General features: G+C 50.3%; 14 protein-coding genes and 2 pseudogenes. 12 read left to right on the top strand and 4 right to left on the bottom strand.

The features are described 5' to 3' along the window. Positions 1-47 precede the first annotated feature (47 nt). Both IQE94_RS09600 and IQE94_RS09595 read right to left on the bottom strand, forming a co-directional pair. Complete coding sequence (locus tag IQE94_RS09600) at positions 48-533, bottom strand: Tab2 family RNA-binding protein (RefSeq protein WP_223341809.1); 486 nt, start codon at positions 531-533, stop codon at positions 48-50. Positions 534-579: 46 nt separating this feature from the next. Next, entirely contained in the window at positions 580-1,899 is a 1,320-nt protein-coding gene (locus tag IQE94_RS09595; RefSeq protein ID WP_212717806.1) for an ankyrin repeat domain-containing protein, read from the bottom strand. A gap of 213 nt (positions 1,900-2,112) precedes the next feature. Here IQE94_RS09595 and IQE94_RS09590 point away from each other — a divergent pair, with 213 nt between their 5' ends. The 8 genes from IQE94_RS09590 to IQE94_RS09555 all read left to right on the top strand — a co-directional run bounded on the left by IQE94_RS09590 (position 2,113) and on the right by IQE94_RS09555 (position 12,477). Further along, positions 2,113-3,885, top strand: coding sequence for an iron uptake porin (locus IQE94_RS09590; RefSeq protein ID WP_223341808.1), 1,773 nt, complete (start codon positions 2,113-2,115; stop codon positions 3,883-3,885). 262 nt (positions 3,886-4,147) lie between these two features. Next, positions 4,148-5,632 (top strand): glutamate synthase small subunit, encoded by a 1,485-nt coding sequence (gltD, locus tag IQE94_RS09585; RefSeq protein WP_212717804.1) that lies wholly within the window; start codon positions 4,148-4,150, stop codon positions 5,630-5,632. A gap of 465 nt (positions 5,633-6,097) precedes the next feature. Then, positions 6,098-6,409, top strand: coding sequence for a carbon dioxide-concentrating mechanism protein CcmK (locus tag IQE94_RS09580; protein WP_010871406.1), 312 nt, complete (start codon positions 6,098-6,100; stop codon positions 6,407-6,409). Positions 6,410-6,538: 129 nt separating this feature from the next. Further along, entirely contained in the window at positions 6,539-6,874 is a 336-nt protein-coding gene (locus tag IQE94_RS09575; protein WP_010871405.1) for a carbon dioxide-concentrating mechanism protein CcmK, read from the top strand. A 32-nt stretch (positions 6,875-6,906) separates the two neighbouring features. Next, positions 6,907-7,209: a EutN/CcmL family microcompartment protein gene (locus IQE94_RS09570; RefSeq protein ID WP_194016050.1), complete on the top strand. Its 303-nt coding sequence runs from the start codon at positions 6,907-6,909 to the stop codon at positions 7,207-7,209. A 131-nt stretch (positions 7,210-7,340) separates the two neighbouring features. Then, entirely contained in the window at positions 7,341-9,347 is a 2,007-nt protein-coding gene (locus tag IQE94_RS09565; RefSeq protein ID WP_212717802.1) for a ribulose bisphosphate carboxylase small subunit, read from the top strand. 34 nt (positions 9,348-9,381) lie between these two features. Beyond that, positions 9,382-10,107, top strand: coding sequence for a hypothetical protein (locus IQE94_RS09560; RefSeq protein ID WP_212717800.1), 726 nt, complete (start codon positions 9,382-9,384; stop codon positions 10,105-10,107). A 363-nt stretch (positions 10,108-10,470) separates the two neighbouring features. After that, a complete protein-coding gene (locus IQE94_RS09555) occupies positions 10,471-12,477 on the top strand; it encodes a serine/threonine phosphatase (RefSeq protein WP_223341807.1) in 2,007 nt (668 codons plus the stop codon). Here the strand turns inward: IQE94_RS09555 and IQE94_RS09550 are convergent. Both IQE94_RS09550 and IQE94_RS09545 read right to left on the bottom strand, forming a co-directional pair. Then, positions 12,440-13,774, bottom strand: coding sequence for a hypothetical protein (locus IQE94_RS09550; protein ID WP_212717797.1), 1,335 nt, complete (start codon positions 13,772-13,774; stop codon positions 12,440-12,442). The two genes, IQE94_RS09555 and IQE94_RS09550, sit on opposite strands and share 38 nt — an antisense overlap. Before the next feature lie 100 nt (positions 13,775-13,874). Continuing rightward, positions 13,875-14,722 (bottom strand): annotated as a pseudogene (locus IQE94_RS09545) (prohibitin family protein). Positions 14,723-14,948: 226 nt separating this feature from the next. Here IQE94_RS09545 and upp point away from each other — a divergent pair. The 4 genes and pseudogenes from upp to IQE94_RS09525 all read left to right on the top strand — a co-directional run bounded on the left by upp (position 14,949) and on the right by IQE94_RS09525 (position 18,577). Continuing rightward, positions 14,949-15,599 (top strand): uracil phosphoribosyltransferase, encoded by a 651-nt coding sequence (upp, locus tag IQE94_RS09540; protein WP_212717794.1) that lies wholly within the window; start codon positions 14,949-14,951, stop codon positions 15,597-15,599. 70 nt (positions 15,600-15,669) lie between these two features. Then, a complete protein-coding gene (locus IQE94_RS09535; RefSeq protein ID WP_212717793.1) occupies positions 15,670-15,969 on the top strand; it encodes a hypothetical protein in 300 nt (99 codons plus the stop codon). Positions 15,970-16,062: 93 nt separating this feature from the next. Continuing rightward, the gene (locus tag IQE94_RS09530; RefSeq protein WP_212717792.1) at positions 16,063-16,941 is read left to right on the top strand and encodes an MBL fold metallo-hydrolase; all 879 of its coding nucleotides are present in this window, start codon (positions 16,063-16,065) and stop codon (positions 16,939-16,941) included. Between the two features lie 161 nt (positions 16,942-17,102). Further along, positions 17,103-18,577, top strand: a pseudogene (locus IQE94_RS09525) (TAXI family TRAP transporter solute-binding subunit). Positions 18,578-18,591: the final 14 nt, after the last annotated feature.

Genomic DNA, 18,591 nt, shown 5'->3' with positions numbered 1-18,591 from the left:
AGTTTCTAAGTTCTTTTAGCTTAGTTGGGAGTGAAAATGCTAGTGTTCTATGACTTTTGCAATAACCATATCCCCGTAGTTGTTACCCCCGAATTATCGGGTTGGAGCCAAAGAAAATGTAGGCCCTTTGCTTTTTGTTGTCGTTGGCTAAATACCCCCGCCGCTGTGGCCATTTCTCCATCTTTAAAAGTAACCATTACCCATTGATCGCCAGTTTGGGTATGAAGCACCAGTCCTCCCGATTGTTGGGGGTCTTCGGCAATGTAGAGCAAACTAGTCGGTTGTTGTTCTGCTAACCATTGACCAATCTGACGACATTGACGACCACCGTAAATTACTACCCCAGGAATGGGCAAATCCGCCGCTAAACCTAGCTGGAGGGGGGATAAAGACTCCGGCATGGATTGATAACGCATCGGACGATCGCCAAAATAGGGCCAGATATCCTGGGCCGGAAGGGCAACAAATTGCCAACTTTCCCCCACCAGGCGATCGGGCAAGGGTTGGGGAGGAGAGGGCAGGGAATTAACCATGGTGTGAAAAGGGAAATCAAAGTCGAATAAAATTACTAACTAATAATTAAGCGCTACGGGAAATATAGGATTCCAACAAAGCCACAATCGGCCCATGACGATTCAAGCGTGCTAAATCAAGGGCTGTTTGGCCCCCCTGATTTTTTAAGTTAGCGTCCAGAGCGGGGAAATTAGCCAGCAGAGTTTGCACCGCCGACTGATGACCCCGATGACAAGCCCACATCAGTGCAGTGGAGCCGCTGGGATCGCCACGGTTAACTTGGACAGCATAATCAGCAATGGTGGTAACCACAGCACTCAGATTCTCCATGGCCGCCAGCATTAAAGGGGTTTTTCCCTCCCATAGGGTTTGGTCGAGGTCAACTCCCGCCCGGCCTAGGGCGTCAACTATGGCCGCTTGAGTCTGGGCATCTCCATGGCTGGCAGTCAGGGCTGTTAGGAGGGGCGGTTCTCCGTTACCGGAAAAATTGCTATCGGCCCCAGCATTGAGTAGTTGAGCCACAATGTCCACATGTCCCTGGGCGATCGCCAATTGTAAAGGGGTATCCCCGGCTTGATTGGCAAGGTCTAGGGGAACTTGTTCTTGCAATAGTGCCTGCACCATTTGGCCATAACCTTCCAGACAGGCAATATGTAAAGCCGTATCCCCCATTTCTCCCATCTGGGCCGGGGGATAGCCAGCCTCAATCAATGCTTGGACCGCAAAAGTGTTGCCCTCCTCCACTGCTGTGAACCAACTTTCTGCATCCCCGCAGGCGCCGGCCCGGATTAAATCACCGATGATGGCTTCATTACCTCCTCCCATGGCTAGGGTTAGCGGTAAATTACCTTCCCCATCGGTTAAACCCAGGTCAACTTTCCACTCCAACAGGGCTGTAACCATGGCTAGGTTTTCCTGCTTAATCGCCCATTCCAACGCTGTAGTGCCCTGATCATCTTGCAAATTAGGGTCAGCCCCTGCCTCCAGGAGAATTTTTACTAGGGGCTCATTATTGCGATAGGCCGCCATCATCAAAGTCGTTGTACGGTCATCATTGCCCTGATTGAGATCTGCCCCGGCCTTTATCAATAGCTTGGCGATCGCCTGTTGGTCCAGATTTTTTTCAGAGTTATTGGGATGGTACTGTAGTCCCGCTAATAACATTAAGGGGGTAATGCCATGGGGTGGACGGGAGCGGTTAGGGTCAGCCCCCGCTTGTAGCAGTTGTTTGACGGTGGTCATTTCCAAGGCCGCTACGCCATACATCAAAGCCGTTAGTCCCTTGGCATCCCCTTGGTCGAGTTGGGCCGGACCAACACTGGATAGATATTGCCCCACTAATTGCCATTGACTTTGCTGAGCCGCAGCCAAAATGGGATTGATCATGATGTTGATGCTAAGCGCTTGTCCGCTGAAATCTATTCAAAATTTCCTGAGTCCCCATTTTAAAGCACCGTTGTCCGTCCTCCTTCAGCCTGGCGATCACCGAAATATTGCAAATTAACCTCAATAATGTTGATATTAATTCTCAACTATGATAACCTTCTAAAAATCTAAACACGAATAGATTGTAATAGTCTCTGTAGTGAGGAGTGACTTATGGGAAGCAATTCTCAGGGCTTTTTGCGCCCAAATTTAGGAATTGTGGCGTTGATTCTGGCTTTTAGCCCGTCTGTGGTGGCTCAAAGCTTTGATTCGGCCAACTTTCCGGACAGCTTTAAGAAAAATCAATTGCAACAAAGATTTCCCACTCTAGTTGGTGCTGGCAGTGGTGGAGCCTTGGTTTCTGATCCCCATGGAGCGATGGATCAGATAACCAGTGTTTCCGAGTTGAGGGATGTGCAACCCACCGCCTGGGCCTATGAAGCCCTCAAAAGTTTAGTTGAACGTTACGGCTGTATTGTGGGTTATCCTGACCGGACTTTCCGTGGCGATCGGGCGTTGAGTCGTTGGGAATTTGCTGCCGGCTTGAACGCTTGTATGAACGTGATGGAGCGTTTAATCCAGGAGAACGTAGCGGTTCTAAGGGAAGACATTGATAAACTCAAACGCTTAATGCAGGAGTTTGAAGCGGAATTGGCCGCCTTGGGGGCTCGCATTGATAACCTGGAAGTCCGCACTTCTTTCCTGGAAGACCATCAATTTTCCACCACCACTAAACTGAATGGGGTGGCAGTTTTTGCCCTGGTTGACCAGTGGGGAGGCGATAAAGCGGTAGATTGGCGTCAACAGGACAATATTGATAACTTTGGTGCGGCGGCCCCGGCTCCTGTGGAGGAAAATGCCACCTTGTCCAGTCGGGTTCGTTTAAACTTCGACACCAGCTTTACCGGTAAAGACTTACTACGTACTCGTTTGCAGGCTGGCAGTGTACCCAACTTGTCTGGCCCCACCGGCACCAACATGGCTCGCCTTGCCTTTGATGGTTCTAGTCCAGATAACAACGTTGACATCAATAAACTATTTTACCGCTTTCCTGTGGGGAACTTCACCACCTGGGTCGGGGCCAGGGGGTTGGGTCTAGATGACGTGTTTCAGACCCATAATCCCTATTTAGCAAGTGGAGACACCGGTGCTCTGAGCCGTTTTAGTCGCTATAATCCCTTTGCTTTTCGGGGTCCATCCGGGGTTGGTGGTGCGGCTCGCTATAAATTCAATGACATTTTCAGTGTCACCGCGGCTTACCTCGGTAACAACAACCAGGCTAACAATCCCTCCGATGATATTTTTGAAAGTCCCAACGGCCTGAATACATTTAAGAGTGGAAATGGCCTTTTTAATGGTAGCTTCAGCACCGGGGTCCAGTTTGACGTTAAACCGACCAAGGACTTTAGCTTTGGTATTTCCTACCTGCACAAATACTTTACCCAGGGTGACGTTAACTTGACGGGGAGTACCGGTAGCCGCATCGCCAGTAACCCCTTTTACCAGGCGGCCACAACCATGGATACCTATAACTTCCAGACTTCCTGGCAAATTACCGAGAAGCTTAACCTTGCCGGTTGGTTTGGTTATGCCAATGCCACCGCCCAAGGTTTTAATACCGGCAACAATACCCAAAATCGCAGTGGTCTTGGTGCTGATCTCTGGACTTGGAATGCGTCTTTATCCGTTCTGGATGTGTTCAAAGAAGGCGCAGTGGCTTCCATCAGCGGTGGTTTGATGCCCTACGCTCCCTACGTCGGTAGCTTAGTGGGTGATCGGATCAGCAATGATCGTAGTGCCCCCTACATCATTGAAGCTCAGTATAAATTCCCGGTTAGCAAAAACATCCAGATTACCCCTGGTGCCTATGTGATTCTTAACCCGGAAGCTAACAGTAATAACAGTGCGATCTGGGTGGGGGTAATCCGCACCACATTTAAGTTTTAGATTGGTTTAAACAAGCCAATAGCTAGAACTCACACCACAAGAAATTCCTTCTCAATTAGGCCTCCTCCCGGCTGGGTGGGGGCTTTTTTCTGGTTTTTGATCGAACAAACTTTAACACTGATCCATCGGTGATTTGTAACAAAAAGCAACATGGCCAGCAAATCTCGATAAAAGTTACCCTCCATTGGTTGGGAACTGCTTTAAACTAGGCTTAACCCCCAATTTATGGCGATGGCCCCCACCACAAGAGGTAACTACGAGCATGGGCAAACCCACTGGTTTTCTGGAATATACCCGCGAAGCACCCCAAGAATTAAGCCCCGGCGATCGCCTGAGGAATTGGGACGAATTCCACCTAACCATGCCCGACGAACAGGTGGAAACCCAGGGGGCCCGTTGCATGGATTGCGGCACGCCCTTTTGCCACACCGGTAATTTGATCAGTGGCATGGCCAGTGGTTGCCCGATCAATAACCTCATCCCAGAATTCAACGACCTAGTCTATCGAGGCCTGTGGCGGGAAGCCCTAGACCGACTCCATAAAACCAATAATTTTCCTGAATTCACCGGCCGGGTTTGTCCAGCTCCCTGCGAAGGCTCCTGTGTATTGGGCATCAACAATCCCCCGGTGACTATTAAAAATATCGAATATTCCATCATCGAAAAGGGTTGGCAGGAAGGTTGGGTAACCCCGGAGCCACCGGCAAAGCGTACTGGCAAAAAAGTAGCGGTGGTGGGGTCTGGCCCCGCCGGTTTGGCCGCCGCCGCCCAGTTGAATAAAGCTGGCCATTGGGTGACGGTTTACGAACGGGAAGACCGCCCCGGTGGCTTGCTGATGTATGGCATCCCCAATATGAAGTTGGACAAAGAAGAAGTAGTGCTCCGCCGGTTGAACGTGCTGGAAGCAGAAGGAGTTACCTTTGTTTGCAATACGGAAATTGGCAAGGATTTACCTCCAGAAGGCCTACTCAAGGATTACGATGCGGTGGTGCTCTGTACTGGGGCTACTAGGCCTAGGGATTTGGCCATTGAGGGTCGAGAATTAGAAGGCATTCACTTTGCCATGGAATTTTTGACTGCCAATACCAAAGCAATTTTAAATAAAGCTCCGGGCCCGGATTTTATTAGTGCCAAGGACAAAGACGTGGTGATTATCGGTGGGGGGGACACCGGCACCGACTGTGTGGGCACTTCCCTCCGTCACGGTTGTAGAAGCCTAGTGCAATTGGAAATTATGCCCAAACCTCCTGAGGATCGGGCCGCCAATAACCCCTGGCCAGAATGGCCCAAAGTTTACAAAATGGACTATGGCCAGGAAGAAGCCGCCGCCGTCTATGGCCACGACCCCCGCAGTTACCTCACCACTGCCACTAAAATTGAAGGGGACGATCAAGGCCGGGTTAAGGCGGTCCACACGGTGGATGTCCGTTGGGAAAAGGATGGGCAGGGACGATTTATTCCCCAGCAAGTAGCAGGTACGGAACAGGTCAGACCGGCCCAATTGGTGCTGTTGGCCATGGGATTCCTCGGCCCGGAAAGTTACCTCTTGGATGCAATGAACTTGGATAAGGATGCCCGGGGCAATATCAGAGCTGAATATGGCCAGTATGAAACCAGTATTCCCGGTGTATTTGCGGCGGGGGACTGTCGTCGGGGCCAAAGTTTGGTGGTCTGGGCTTTCAACGAAGGTCGGGGGGCAGCCAAAGCCTGTGACCTTTACTTAATGGGGGAAACGGATCTCCCCTAGGTGCCCATAGCCATCGGTTAATTGATCATATAAATGAGCGTCGGCAGCGGCGATCACCCCCTGATTTTTTTTGATTAGTAATGCTGAATAGTTGAATTAAAAATTATCATAATCACTTATATTGTCAAAGGGCCCAAGGTTTCCTATGCTTTTCATAGGGTAAATAATCAGATTTCCGTAAATTTTTTATTTATCCTCCTAAATTCGACCTCAACAGCAGGAAAAGCTGTCAAGAGCCGATACTTTTTGTATCGGGAGTTTCTCTTGGGTTTCTAAAACCTATTCTGAAATTCTCTTGATTTTTCCGTTCACCAAAGCTGTTACTGTGGACTGTTAGGCAATCAATCGGGTTCTGGGCTTTGATCCCTTGGTGGGAATGGCCAGATCCGGCTCTGCCCCTGACCACAGTCGAACTCGCCTGCTAACTTTTGCCCGCACTTTCACGATTCTAGGAGATTATCCCCCATGTCCATTGCAGTTGGAATGATCGAAACCCGTGGCTTCCCCGCTGTTGTAGAAGCGGCCGACTCCATGGTTAAAGCCGCTCGGGTTACCCTGGTGGGCTACGAAAAGATTGGTAGCGGTCGGGTTACCGTCATTGTGCGGGGGGATGTTTCCGAAGTACAAGCTTCTGTTTCCGCTGGCATCGAAGCCGCTAACCGAGTTAACGGTGGCGAAGTGCTTTCCACCCACATCATCGCCCGTCCCCACGAAAACCTGGAATACGTCCTCCCCATTCGCTACACCGAAGAAGTTGAACAATTTCGGACATATTAATTCCCCTTTGCTTGGCGATCGGTAGTCAACTACACAGAATAGCTGGGACTGCCGAGCCGGAGCCATAGGCGCTAATGAGCGTAATTTTGATTTTTTGATTTTGATATTCCCTGGGAGTAACTTAAACCTATGTCAATTGCAGTTGGAATGATTGAAACCCTTGGGTTTCCCGCCGTTGTGGAGGCCGCCGACTCCATGGTGAAAGCCGCCCGGGTTACCCTGGTGGGCTACGAAAAAATCGGTAGCGGTCGAGTTACCGTGATTGTGCGGGGTGACGTGTCTGAGGTGCAAGCCTCCGTTACCGCTGGCATCGAAAATATCCGTCGGGTGAACGGTGGCGAAGTTTTGTCTAATCACATTATTGCCCGTCCCCACGAAAACCTGGAGTATGTTCTTCCCATTCGCTACACCGAAGCAGTGGAACAGTTCCGGGAAATCGTCAATCCTTCCATTATCCGCCGCTAATTTTCCCTGTAAATTTTGAGCCCAATTAAGCCATGCAACTTGCCAAAGTTTTGGGGACCGTGGTCAGTACATCGAAGACACCGAATTTGACCGGCGTCAAGCTGCTCCTGGTTCAGTTCCTCGACACCAAAGGCCAACCCCTAGAACGCTATGAGGTGGCTGGCGATGTAGTGGGTGCAGGCTTGAATGAATGGGTGCTAGTGGCCCGGGGCAGTGCCGCCCGCAAGGAACGGGGTAATGGCGATCGCCCTTTGGATGCCATGGTGGTGGGCATTATCGACACAGTTAATGTAGCTAGTGGCTCCCTCTATAACAAGAGGGATGATAGGAGATAGTGCTCCCCCCTTTTTCCCATCCTTCCTGTCCACTGGGGGAATAGGGTTTTGCTTGGGACGTATTTGAACCCGATGCAGTGCTGGCAAAGCCCCTGGGCTGGTTGTTCGCTGTATCTAGGAGGAACTATTGCATGGGATCTCGCACCGCCTTGGCTTCCAGGCCTTGGTCCAAACATTTAGCAGACCCCCAAATTGACCCGACGGCCTACGTGCATTCGTTTGCCAATGTGGTGGGGGATGTGCGCATTCAACCTGGGGTCAGTGTTGCCCCTGGTAGCTCCATCCGAGCCGACGAGGGCACCCCCTTTTGGATTGGCAATAATGCTTTAATTCAGCACGGAGTGGTGGTTCATGGCCTAGAAACTGGTCGGGTGCTGGGGGACGATGACCAGGAATATTCTGTTTGGATTGGGCCGGGCACCTGTGTGGCCCATTTGGCTTTGATTCACGGCCCGGTTTACCTAGGCGCTAATTGCTTCGTTGGTTTCCGTTCTACTGTGCTCAATGCCCGGGTGGGGGATGGGGCGGTGGTGATGATGCATTCCCTCGTCCAGAATGTGGAAATCCCCCCCAACAAGTTGGTGCCCTCCGGTGCCATGATTACCCAGCAACACCAAGCGGATAGTTTGCCGGATGTACAAGCTGGTGATCGCCATTTTGTCCAGCAGATTGCGGCCATGCAAGGGGAAAGTGCCTCCCCAACCCAGGGGAGTAATCCCGCCGTCTGTGTTTTACCGGAGTCCCTCCCTGCTGTTACCCCCGTTACCGAAACTCCCTATATAGATTCCATAGACAACATGAGTATTAATTCTGACATTACCAACCAGATCCGCTCCCTCCTGGCCCAGGGCTATGGCATCGGGGCAGAGCACGCCAACGAACGACGTTTCAAAACCAAATCTTGGCAGAGCTGTGGCACCGCCGACGGTTTCCGCCCCGACCAAGTCATCGCCACGGTGGAAGGTTGGCTCCAGGAGTTTGCGGGGGAATATGTGCGCCTAATTGGCATTGACCAGGGGGCCAAACGCAGGGTAGTGGAAGTGATTATTCAGCGCCCCGGCGATGTACCCGGTTCCCCCAGTCGGGGCACCACCACGACCAAGGCCTTGAGTAGTGGTAGTGCCAGCCGGAGTACCGCGGCCCAAGGAGGCAGTTTAGCTGGGGATAGTGCTAATCAGATGCGCGCTCTGTTACATCAGGGTTGCAAGATCGGCTTGGAATATGCCAGCGCCCGTCGCTTCAAAACCGGCTCTTGGCTGACCGGGGGGATTATTAGCAGTCATCGGGAAGGGGAAGCTCTGCAGGAATTGAATCGTTTCCTGGCTGACCACACCAACGAGTATGTGCGAATTATCGGCATTGATCCGGCAGGTAAACGGCGAGTGGCAGAAATTGTTGTACACCGTCCCAATGGCAATGGTGTCAGTAAGTCCAGCAGTGCTAGCAGCGCCGGCACCTACAAATCCGCTCCAGTGAGTGCCCCCGGTAATAGTAGCGGTGGTGGTTTAACCCCAGAGGTAGTAGCAACGGTGCGGGGGTTACTGGCTAATGGTCACAGCATTGGCACCGAACACACGGATAAACGGCGCTTTAAAGCCAAATCCTGGGATACCTGTCCCACCATTGATGGGGGTCGGGAAGCTGAGGTTTTAGCCAAATTAGAAGCTTGCCTCGCTGACCATGCCGGGGAGTATGTGCGGATTATCGGCATTGACCGGGGAGCGAAACGACGGGTACTAGAACAAATTATCCAACGTCCGGGGGATAATGTTACTTCCGGGCGATCGCCATCTTCAGCCAGCGTTAGTGGCACTGGTAGTGCTTCCAGCAATGGCTTTGGCGGTAGCAACGGCAGCAGCTATGGTAATTCCGCTGTGCGTTTAGACAATAGTGTGGTCACCCAGGTGCGTTCCCTCCTGGCCCAGGGTTACAAAATTGGCACCGAACATACGGATAAGCGCCGCTTTAAAGCCAAATCCTGGCAGAGTTGTGCCCCCATCAACAGCACCCACGAGTCGGAAGTGTTACGGGCCCTAGAAGGTTGCTTGGCAGACCACAATGGCGAATATGTCCGCTTACTGGGCATCGATCCTGCGGCGAAACGACGGGTGTTGGAAACCATTATTCAGCGTCCCTAGTAACCACTAGTCGACCAGCCCTCCGGATTTTGCCATGCAGTTACCGCCCGTTCACAGTGTTAGTCTTTCTGAATATTTTGTGAGTGGTAACGTGATCATTCACGAAACAGCGGTGATTGCTCCGGGAGTTATTTTAGAAGCGGCTCCGGATTGTCAAATTACCATTGACGCCGGGGTCTGCATTGGTTTAGGCAGTGTAATTACCGCCCATGCCGGTGATGTCCAAATCCAAGCTCAGGCGGCGATCGCCCCTGGTTGTCTGCTCATTGGGCCAGTGACCATTGGACAAACAGCCTGCCTCGGTTCCCGGAGCACAGTTTTTCAACAGAACATTGATGCCCAGGCCCTGATTCCCCCTGGATCTTTACTAATTAATCGGGTTGTCAGTGCCCAGACGGTAACCGCCAGTGCTCCAACTAGTGACAGCGTTACCGAAGAAAATTCCGCTTCGATAGCAAACCCCATCGCCCCGATTCCTTCCCCCTGGGACAACGACCCCCCTGCCCCTAGGACGGATTCCCCCTCTAATAAACCCAAAGAATCCATGGCAAAGGAAACAATGCCAGATCCGGCCCAACCACAGGAACATATTCCCCCCAATCAACCCCCTAGGGAATCGGTACCAACCGCTCCAACTGTGGTCACCACTACGCCGTTAGTCCCAGAAGAAATCAAGGAAAAGCCGCCCGTGGTGGGTCAGGTTTATATTAATCAATTGCTCTTAACTTTGTTTCCGGAACGACGATATTCTGGTTCCTAAATTGACGAGCATCAAACCATTGCACCATTACATAAAGTCTTTACCCCACATGAGGCGTTAGGGGAGCCATACCACCAACAATGAGTGTTAAGAACTGGCTAAACCGTTCAATAAGTGAGGTAATGCCGACAAAAGCAGAGTTTATTGAAGTAGTGTCTGATTTTTGAGATAAGGTATTTACCATGGAGGAGATGGTCTTGAAAAATTAGCGTCTCCCTGGAAATCTCCCCTCCTCGCCTGTAGTCACGGTTTTTGTCCCGGCGCAGCTTGATTGTTGTTTTATAGGCAAAGTGGGGCCTTTTCTGGAAAAAACTGGTTGTCATTTGTCCCAGTTACCGCAGTCTATTGCGTCTCGCCTAAATTATGTTGATTTGTCCCCAGTGCTCCGCCGAAAATCCTAACCGTGACAGTGTTTGTCAAAAATGTGGGGCGTCTCTGAAGGAACGTCCCTGTAATCATTGTGGAGAAATGGTGCAGTACGGAGAGGCCCATTGTCCCCATTGTGGGGCGATCGCCGGTCAGATATTAACGGTGTTGGTGACAGTACCAGTGACGGTGGGCCCAGATGGGGAAACGGAACAGAGTTTTGATCCCCAACAAATTAAGCTTTATGGAAACTTCATTGATGTGGGTCAACGTTACCAACTACTCACCTCCGTGGAGGAAAACCCATTTACCATTGATGAGTCCGGGGGAGGAGAACAAATTATGGTCAAAAGTAAGGTGGTAGATTGCCAGCCCCTACAACCGTCCGTACTGAAAGCATTATTATCCCAACAGGGAGACCTGTTAGCCCGATTACCCCAAATGTCCGATGGGGAAATTATGGCCGATGACACTTGGTCGAGCTTGAATTTACCCAAGGCGATTATTCCTTATTTTCGCTTTCCAGAGTTGGTGCCCAAAATCCCGGAAGCCTATGATGCCTGGTGTGACGGAGATTGTGGTTTTGTGTTAATGGAAGACCGTTCCGAATGGGATGTGTTGGCAGATATTCTGCGGGAAGAAGGGGACTCCCTGCCTGGGTTGGAGATGGTTTTCTGGATTAATCAACTCTTCCAACTCTGGCATCAACTTGCCTCAGCCGGCTGGGGTAAAGGGCTATTGATGGCGAAAAATCTGCGGGTGGACGAAGACCAAAACATCGCCCTAGAGCAAATTTATGCCAATGGCAGCTCTCCGGTTTCCCTAGAGGAATTTGGCGATCTATTACATGGTTATTTTAGTCCAGTGCCCTCGGCGGGAGAGGATTTATTGGCCATATTGCAAAAGGCGGCCCAGGGTGAGTACCAAGATATGGACGATTTATTTACGGACATCGAAGATTTGGTAATTACGGTGGAGGAAGAAAGGGAAGATTTTACCATCCATGAAGTGGATTTTGAGCAGATTCCAGATGAGGTTTTTGCGGCGATCAAAAGTGGGGAAAACGCCCTGCAAAGAGAGGAAATTTCCTCCGGTAGTAACCCGGTGACCATGCCCGATGCCAATGTGTTTGACTCGGAAGAGGTGGACGATGTCCCCACGGCGGTACTGCCCATGCAGTTAATCAGTCTGGTGGATGCGGGCTACACTGACCGGGGTGGGCACCGACAGCATAATGAAGATTTTTTTGGTATCACCACAGATGTGGAAACCCATCGCAATAACCATGGCAAGACCATCAAAGCCCAGGGAATTTATGTGGTCTGTGATGGTATGGGAGGCCATGCGGCCGGGGAAGTGGCCAGTCAAATGGGGGTCAAAACCCTGCTGGAATATTTCCAAGTTGTTATGGCGAATAAGTTGCCGGATAGAAACACCATTGCCGAAGGTATTGGTCTAGCTAACCAAAAAATTTACGAAGTTAATCAAAGTAATGCCAGCTCCGGCAGTGGCCGCATGGGTACCACTCTGGTGATGATGCTGGTGAAGGACACCACCATGGCGATCGCCCACGTGGGGGACAGTCGTATTTACCGAATTACCCGCAAAAACGGTTTAGAGCAGTTGACGGTGGATCATGAAGTGGGTCAGCAAGCTATCCTCAACGGGCTGGAGCCGGAGTTGGCCTATGCCCGCCCCGATGCCTATCAGTTGACCCAAGCCCTAGGCCCCCACAGTAGTAGTTATATCAAACCAGATGTAAAAATCTTTGAAATTGAAGAGGATTGCCTGATTCTGCTCTGTTCCGATGGCATTTCCGACAATGATTTTGTCGAGGAGTATTGGCAAGAATTACTCCTGCCCTATGTTAGCTCCAGCCAAGATGTGAACCGGGGACTGAGAAAATTAATGGAGGCGGCCAATGAATACAATGGCCACGATAATTTGACTGGCGTATTGGTGCGGCTTAAGGTTCGTCCGCAAATTCCGTTGGATGTATGGTAGTTTCAGTGGCTTCTGCTTGACGTTTGGCCAAGATAAATGCATCGATCGCCTTGCTGAGAACACAGGTATAGGTCAGGGCTTCTTCTAGCCGCTGGAAAGAGGGAATGACTAGACTGCGGGTGGCGGTTAAGACCAAAATTTCTGGCTTTTTCTGTCCCACTGTCAATACGGCTTCCACTGCGTCGGTGGGTACTTTTCCCAGGGGGTAATGGTCCAAATTTGCCCGCACAAAATGTTGATCCACAGCACAGTACTTAACCTGACTAAGGCGCCAGCCCCGGTAAATCATAAGGGCGATCGCCAGCAATAGGGGTAGACCGATGCGCCAATCTTGCCAGGGCATCATTAGACCGAAATTAGTTGGTATCTCAACGTAAACCATCTCCCCTGCAAAAGCCCGTCTAAAACCATCTAAAATGGCGCCCAATTGCACCATAAATCCCATCATTAACATCACAAATAACAGGAAACCCGATTCCCGAAAAATTTGTTGAATTAATAGCCAAGAATCCCCCCAACGCCAACGGGAAAAAATCTGCCATTTACGTTCTGTCCTTTTTACCCCCACCCCTTTTCCTTGTTGCAATAGCTGCATCTCCTCCTGGGTTGTAATGGGATTCAGGGCATAGGCTCCCGGCCCATGGCTAGCTTCAAAACCCACCGGCACCAGTTCCTGTAGTAGTCCTTGAATTACGGCGATCGCCTCTAGCACCCGATCAAGGTTTTGATCTTCCTCAAAAATCCAATCAGAACCATCGTACAGAAGTAGTTGCCCCTGCCACACCGTCGCCAACTTATCCTGAAAGGCTCCGCCTCTAATTTCTCGCCGTCGTACACCAATAGCTCGCACTTGCCCTGGATTAAATTCCATTAAAAGGGGAGGGCGTTGGGGTAATTGCAGTTGCCAACTTAAATTTCCAGCTCTATTGAGACGGAGATAAACCCGACGAATGTAATGTCCCCTCTGAAAATTTCTCTGGCTGATGGAGTTGTCAATAAACCAAAAGATAAAAAATAAAGTAAATAACCATTGACTAGCGGTACGAAAGCTAAACGTTAGCCAAGCAAGAAGCAAAAAAATCAAAAAAAGGATGAGATTAAAAGCTTCGTTGTTTTGCACCTCCCCCGCCCACAACTCCTGCCACATTATTTTTAATAGACTGGTGTAGAGGGATTGGAAAATTTTCTTGAGCTGGACCAAAGGGGCAATGGCCAGGGCATAGGGACTGGGGGAAGGATAAAGAATGGTGCCCGTATACACCGGCTGGAGTTCGGCAATATTTTCGCTATCTGCCATGGGGAACCTCAGTGGAAAAAATGGCGCTATCAGATTATGGGAAGTGGCCCCCAATGGTCAGTCAGGGTAGCCACTCCTTACCATAAAGTCTCTGCTGTTGTTAGTTGGCCAGGTCAGTCAGGTTAAACATAAAAGGAACGCCCGTCCCTTTGCCTTCTCCTCCCATCACCAAAACCTTGGGCATGGGAGCACCCCCTTCCCGCCAAGCTTCGATCGCCTCTTTTTGTAGGACTAATTCCCCCCCTGGGCCTTTAAAGTTTCCGCCAGTAACCGCTGGGCTTCCGCCTTTCCCTTGGCCCGATTGATATCAGCCTGGGCCTGTTGTTCCGCTTCCTGGGCCACATACACTGCCCGTTGGGCCCGCTGTTCAGCGATTTGTTTTTCCTCCACCGCCTTGGCAAATTCAGGGGAGAAGGCCAAGTCCACGACGCTGGTGTCCAGGACGATGATGCCGTATTTCTCTAAACGGGAATTGAGGGCGTTGTCAAAGTCTTCTTTCAACTCACTTCGTTTGGTAATTGCTTCTTCTACTGTGCGGCGGGCGGCGGCAATTTTAAAAGATTCCTGAGTTTGGGGAGCGATAATTTTCGCCACAATATTTTGTAGCGTGCCCTGGGTACGGCGAATGGTGACCACTTCGGTGGGATCGAGACGGAAGTTAATGGCAAAGCTAGCAGACAAATCCTGCAAGTCCTTGGTTGAGCTTTGGGCCGGCACTTCAAATTTTTGCACCGTCACATCGTAAATATCCACCGAAGATACCAAGGGTGGTTTGAAATGAATACCTTCTAGTAGGGCTCCGTCCTGGGCCTTACCCAACACACTCAGTACACCGGCCTGACCAGGGTTAATCACCACAAAGGAGTTGAAACTCAGCAGGACTAACAGGGCGGCAATCAGCCCCCCCACAATGGACTGCCAGCCGTCAAAGGATGGTTGTTTGCTCATAATGCTTGCCTGTCTGTCGTTGAACTTGGGGGAGATCCCTGCCCAAAGTATGGCAGAAAAACCTTCCCTTCCCAATGCCTCGATTTGTGGTAACCCGATCTGAGCTACAGTGGAACTTTGAGGCGAGTTGTTGCTGACGGTGAGATCACGTCCTAACTTTTAGCCAACTTTGCGATTCCCCAACGGCCCAAATTTAAGTTTTAGATATCAACTTTTAAGTTTTCCCATGGCTTCCCAATTACGTGTTTATGTGCCGGAGCATCCCCTAATTAAGCATTGGTTGGGGGTAGCTAGGGATGAAAACACGCCGCCGGTTTTGTTTAAAACTGCCATGGCAGAATTGGGGCGCTGGTTGACCTATGAAGCTGGTCGTTATTGGTTGCCGACGGTGGATACAGAAGTGACCACTCCCCTGGCGATCGCCAAGGCTAGCCTGATTGACCCCCAAACTCCCTTTATCATTGTGCCCATTTTGCGAGCCGGTTTAGCCCTGTTGGAAGGGGCCCAGGGCTTGTTGCCCCTGGCAAAAATTTACCATCTGGGTTTGGTGCGGAATGAAACTACCCTAGAGCCCAACCTTTATCTCAATAAATTGCCGGATCGATTTGCCCCCGGTACCCATCTTTTATTACTTGATCCCATGTTGGCCACGGGCAACACCATCATGGCCGCCCTGGATTTACTGATGACCAGGGGTGTTGATGCCAATTTAATCCGTTTAGTCTCTGTGGTGGCGGCCCCCACTGCCCTACAGAAATTGAGTAATGCCCACCCCCATTTGACTATCTATACTGCCATGATTGACGAACAGCTCAATGACCGGGGCTACATTGTGCCCGGCCTAGGGGATGCCGGAGATCGTTGCTTTGGCACGTGATAACGCCGTTAAACTGGTAATCAAATAATTACAAATTCACCCCCCAAAGATTAAAAACAGGAGTAAGATCATGGCTCAAAAAGATAACTTCGGCGGAGGATTTTTATTAGGCACAGTAATTGGCGGTGTGGTGGGGGGAATTTTGGGTTCCGTCCTGGCGAATCGAGCTGCCACCCAAAGTCCCGACCAGGAAAAATTGGACACTGAGGGGGTAGGAAATCTCGATAGTGAGGAAAATATTGAGTTGGCCCGCCGTCGCCTGGAGGATAAAATTGCCCAACTCAATTTAGTTATTGACGATGTCCGTGACCAATTAGGCCACGTCAACGAACTAAACAATATTAAGGAAGTGCAAGAAGAACATCGCTAATCAATCCTTGCCGAAGGCTTTTCCTTTCAACTCCTTTGGTCTAGTTGAAGTTACCGCCATCATTGCTAGGGAACCATAGGAAGTGACAGTCCAATGACATTCAAAATTAAATTTTGGGGAGTACGGGGTAGCATCCCCTGTCCAGGGCCGACGACGGTGCGCTATGGAGGCAACACCACCTGTGTGGAAATGGCGATCGGGCAGGAACGACTGATTTTTGATGCGGGTACGGGCATCAAGATGTTGGGGGATAGTTTTTCAGGCCAGGGGGGAGTGTCGGCCCATATTTTCTTTACCCATAGTCACTGGGACCATATCCAAGGATTTCCTTTTTTTACCCCCGCTTTCCGCCCGGGCAATTTTTTTCGAGTTTATGGTGTACCCACTCCCGATGGCATGACCATCGAACAAAGACTGCATGAGCAGATGTTACACCCTAATTTTCCCGTTCCCTTGCAGACAATGCAGGGCATTGTGGCCTTTTATGATTTGGAGGTGGGGGAAGACATTGTTATTGGCGACATTAAGCTACGGACCAGGCCATTAAATCATCCCGGGGAAGCCATGGGCTATCGGATGACTTGGCAAGGCATTACGGTGGCTTTTATCACGGATACAGAACATTTCCCCGATCGCCTGGATGGCAATGTGTTGGCGTTAGCCCAGGATGCGGATGTGTTGATCATTGATGCCACTTATACCGACGAAGAATATTATGATCGCCAGGTGAGCAAGGTGGGTTGGGGCCATTCCACTTGGCAAGAGGCGGTGAAAGTGGCCCAGGCCGCCGGGGTAAGGCAATTAATCCTCTTCCACCACGACCCCAGTCATGACGACTCCGTGCTAGACACCATATTAAACCAGGCTAAACAGCAATTTCCTGCCACTGCGATCGCCAAAGAAGGCATGGAAATCAACCTAACCTCTGGAACAATGGACAGTGCCTTGGCAACCATTACTATAGTGGGGTGAAGTTAGTCTATTTTTGGCCGGTTAGAGGTGACCGAGCTTTCCCTCTTCCCCGTTAGCCATCAGCCTTGAGACCCAATCAAGTTTTGAACCTTTTTACCCTGTCCCCATTGGCCAATAATTTTTCCCTACAGAAATTACTCCAACATCGACTCCGCTGGGCTGTGGTTGTAATTGCCCTTTTTCCCTTGGTATTCGTTGGTTACACTACCAGGAGACCCACCACTGTGACCCTGTCCAGTGGCAGTAACCTCAGTGCCTATGCCCGCATTGGCCAACAAATTCAGGAATCAGCGGCCAGCGTGGATTTAATAGTGGAGGATGAAAAAAATTCCCAGGGTTCCCAACAAAACTTACAGCGGCTATTGGATGGGGAAGTGGATTTTGCCCTGGTACAATTGGATGTGGCCAGCGAAGCTATGAAAGCGGGGGATGTGGCCGCCGTGGCCATTCTGACTGAAGAATATGCCCACATTGTTGGCCGCAAAAATGACAATGTGAATACCCTGAGGGATCTAGAAGGCAAAAAAGTTAGCATTGGCCCCCCGGCAGTGGCATCAACTTCACCGCTACCCGTTTATTTGACTCCACCAATTTGGAGATTCAACCCTATACCCAGTCAGCTCTAGGGCTGGGATTACAAATTTTTACTGCCGCCGACAGCCCATTGGATGCGCTGGTTTATGTGGGGCCGCTCAAAGCCAGCGACGAAGTGCGGGAACAATTGACTATCGTTAGGGATGTTAATTTTGTGCCCCTGAGCGAAAGCTTTATTAATTACCTCACTTTGCAATTTCCAGAGTCCTACCGCAAAACCTATATTCCCCAGGGGACTTACCGCGCCTTACCGGCCTTCCCTGCGGAAGATGTTCTCACCATTTCCACCGGGGGAGCGTTACTGACCAGGCCCAATGTCGGTCGAGAGAAGGTAGCGTTTATGACCTGGGCAATTTTTGCTAATTCCCGTCAATTTGCTTCTTTTTACCCTAAATTAGCAACGGAAAACGGTTCAGTTAATCTTTACGAAGGACTGCTGTATATTCATCCTGCGGCCATTCGTACCTATCGAGAAGGGGACCCCCGTATTGCCTGGTTACGTTATCTCCAGGACAATAAACCCCTACAAGCCGCTTCAATCATGTTGTTAAGCACCACCACCATTGGCTTTTTAATTCGGGGTTGGCGTAAGCGTAAAACGGAAAAATTCCTAGTAGGCCATCGTCAGGCGATCGCCGACTTGGGGGCAACGGCTCAGGAAAATCCCCAGGAAGCGTTAAGGGAAATTGAAAGTTTAAAACAGAGCTATCGCTTGATGTTGATCGAGGGTAATTTAGCGCCGGATTTATATCAACAAATTGAGGGCATGAACGAAGTTTTCATCGAACAATGTCGCATGGAAATTAATCGTCAGCAGGATAACGATTTAACCAAAATTATCGGCGGTTTAACTGAGGTGCAACAATGGCAGGGTCATAATACGCCTTGGATGACGGAACATCTCCGACAATGTCAAGAAATTTACCGAGAAATGCTCCTCAAAGGACATTTGGATTTTCCCACTTACCTCAATCTGTACCAAATGCAATTGCTATTGGACATTCTGACTAGTCGCCCCCAGCCCACCATGGAAAGGGTTTAATCGTTTTCCCATGG

It is taken from the genome of Synechocystis sp. PCC 7339 (assembly GCF_019924095.1).
Classification (GTDB): Bacteria; Cyanobacteriota; Cyanobacteriia; order Cyanobacteriales; family Microcystaceae; genus Synechocystis.
Note: the sequence above shows the minus strand (reverse complement) of the source record. Positions and strands in the feature narration are given on the sequence as shown.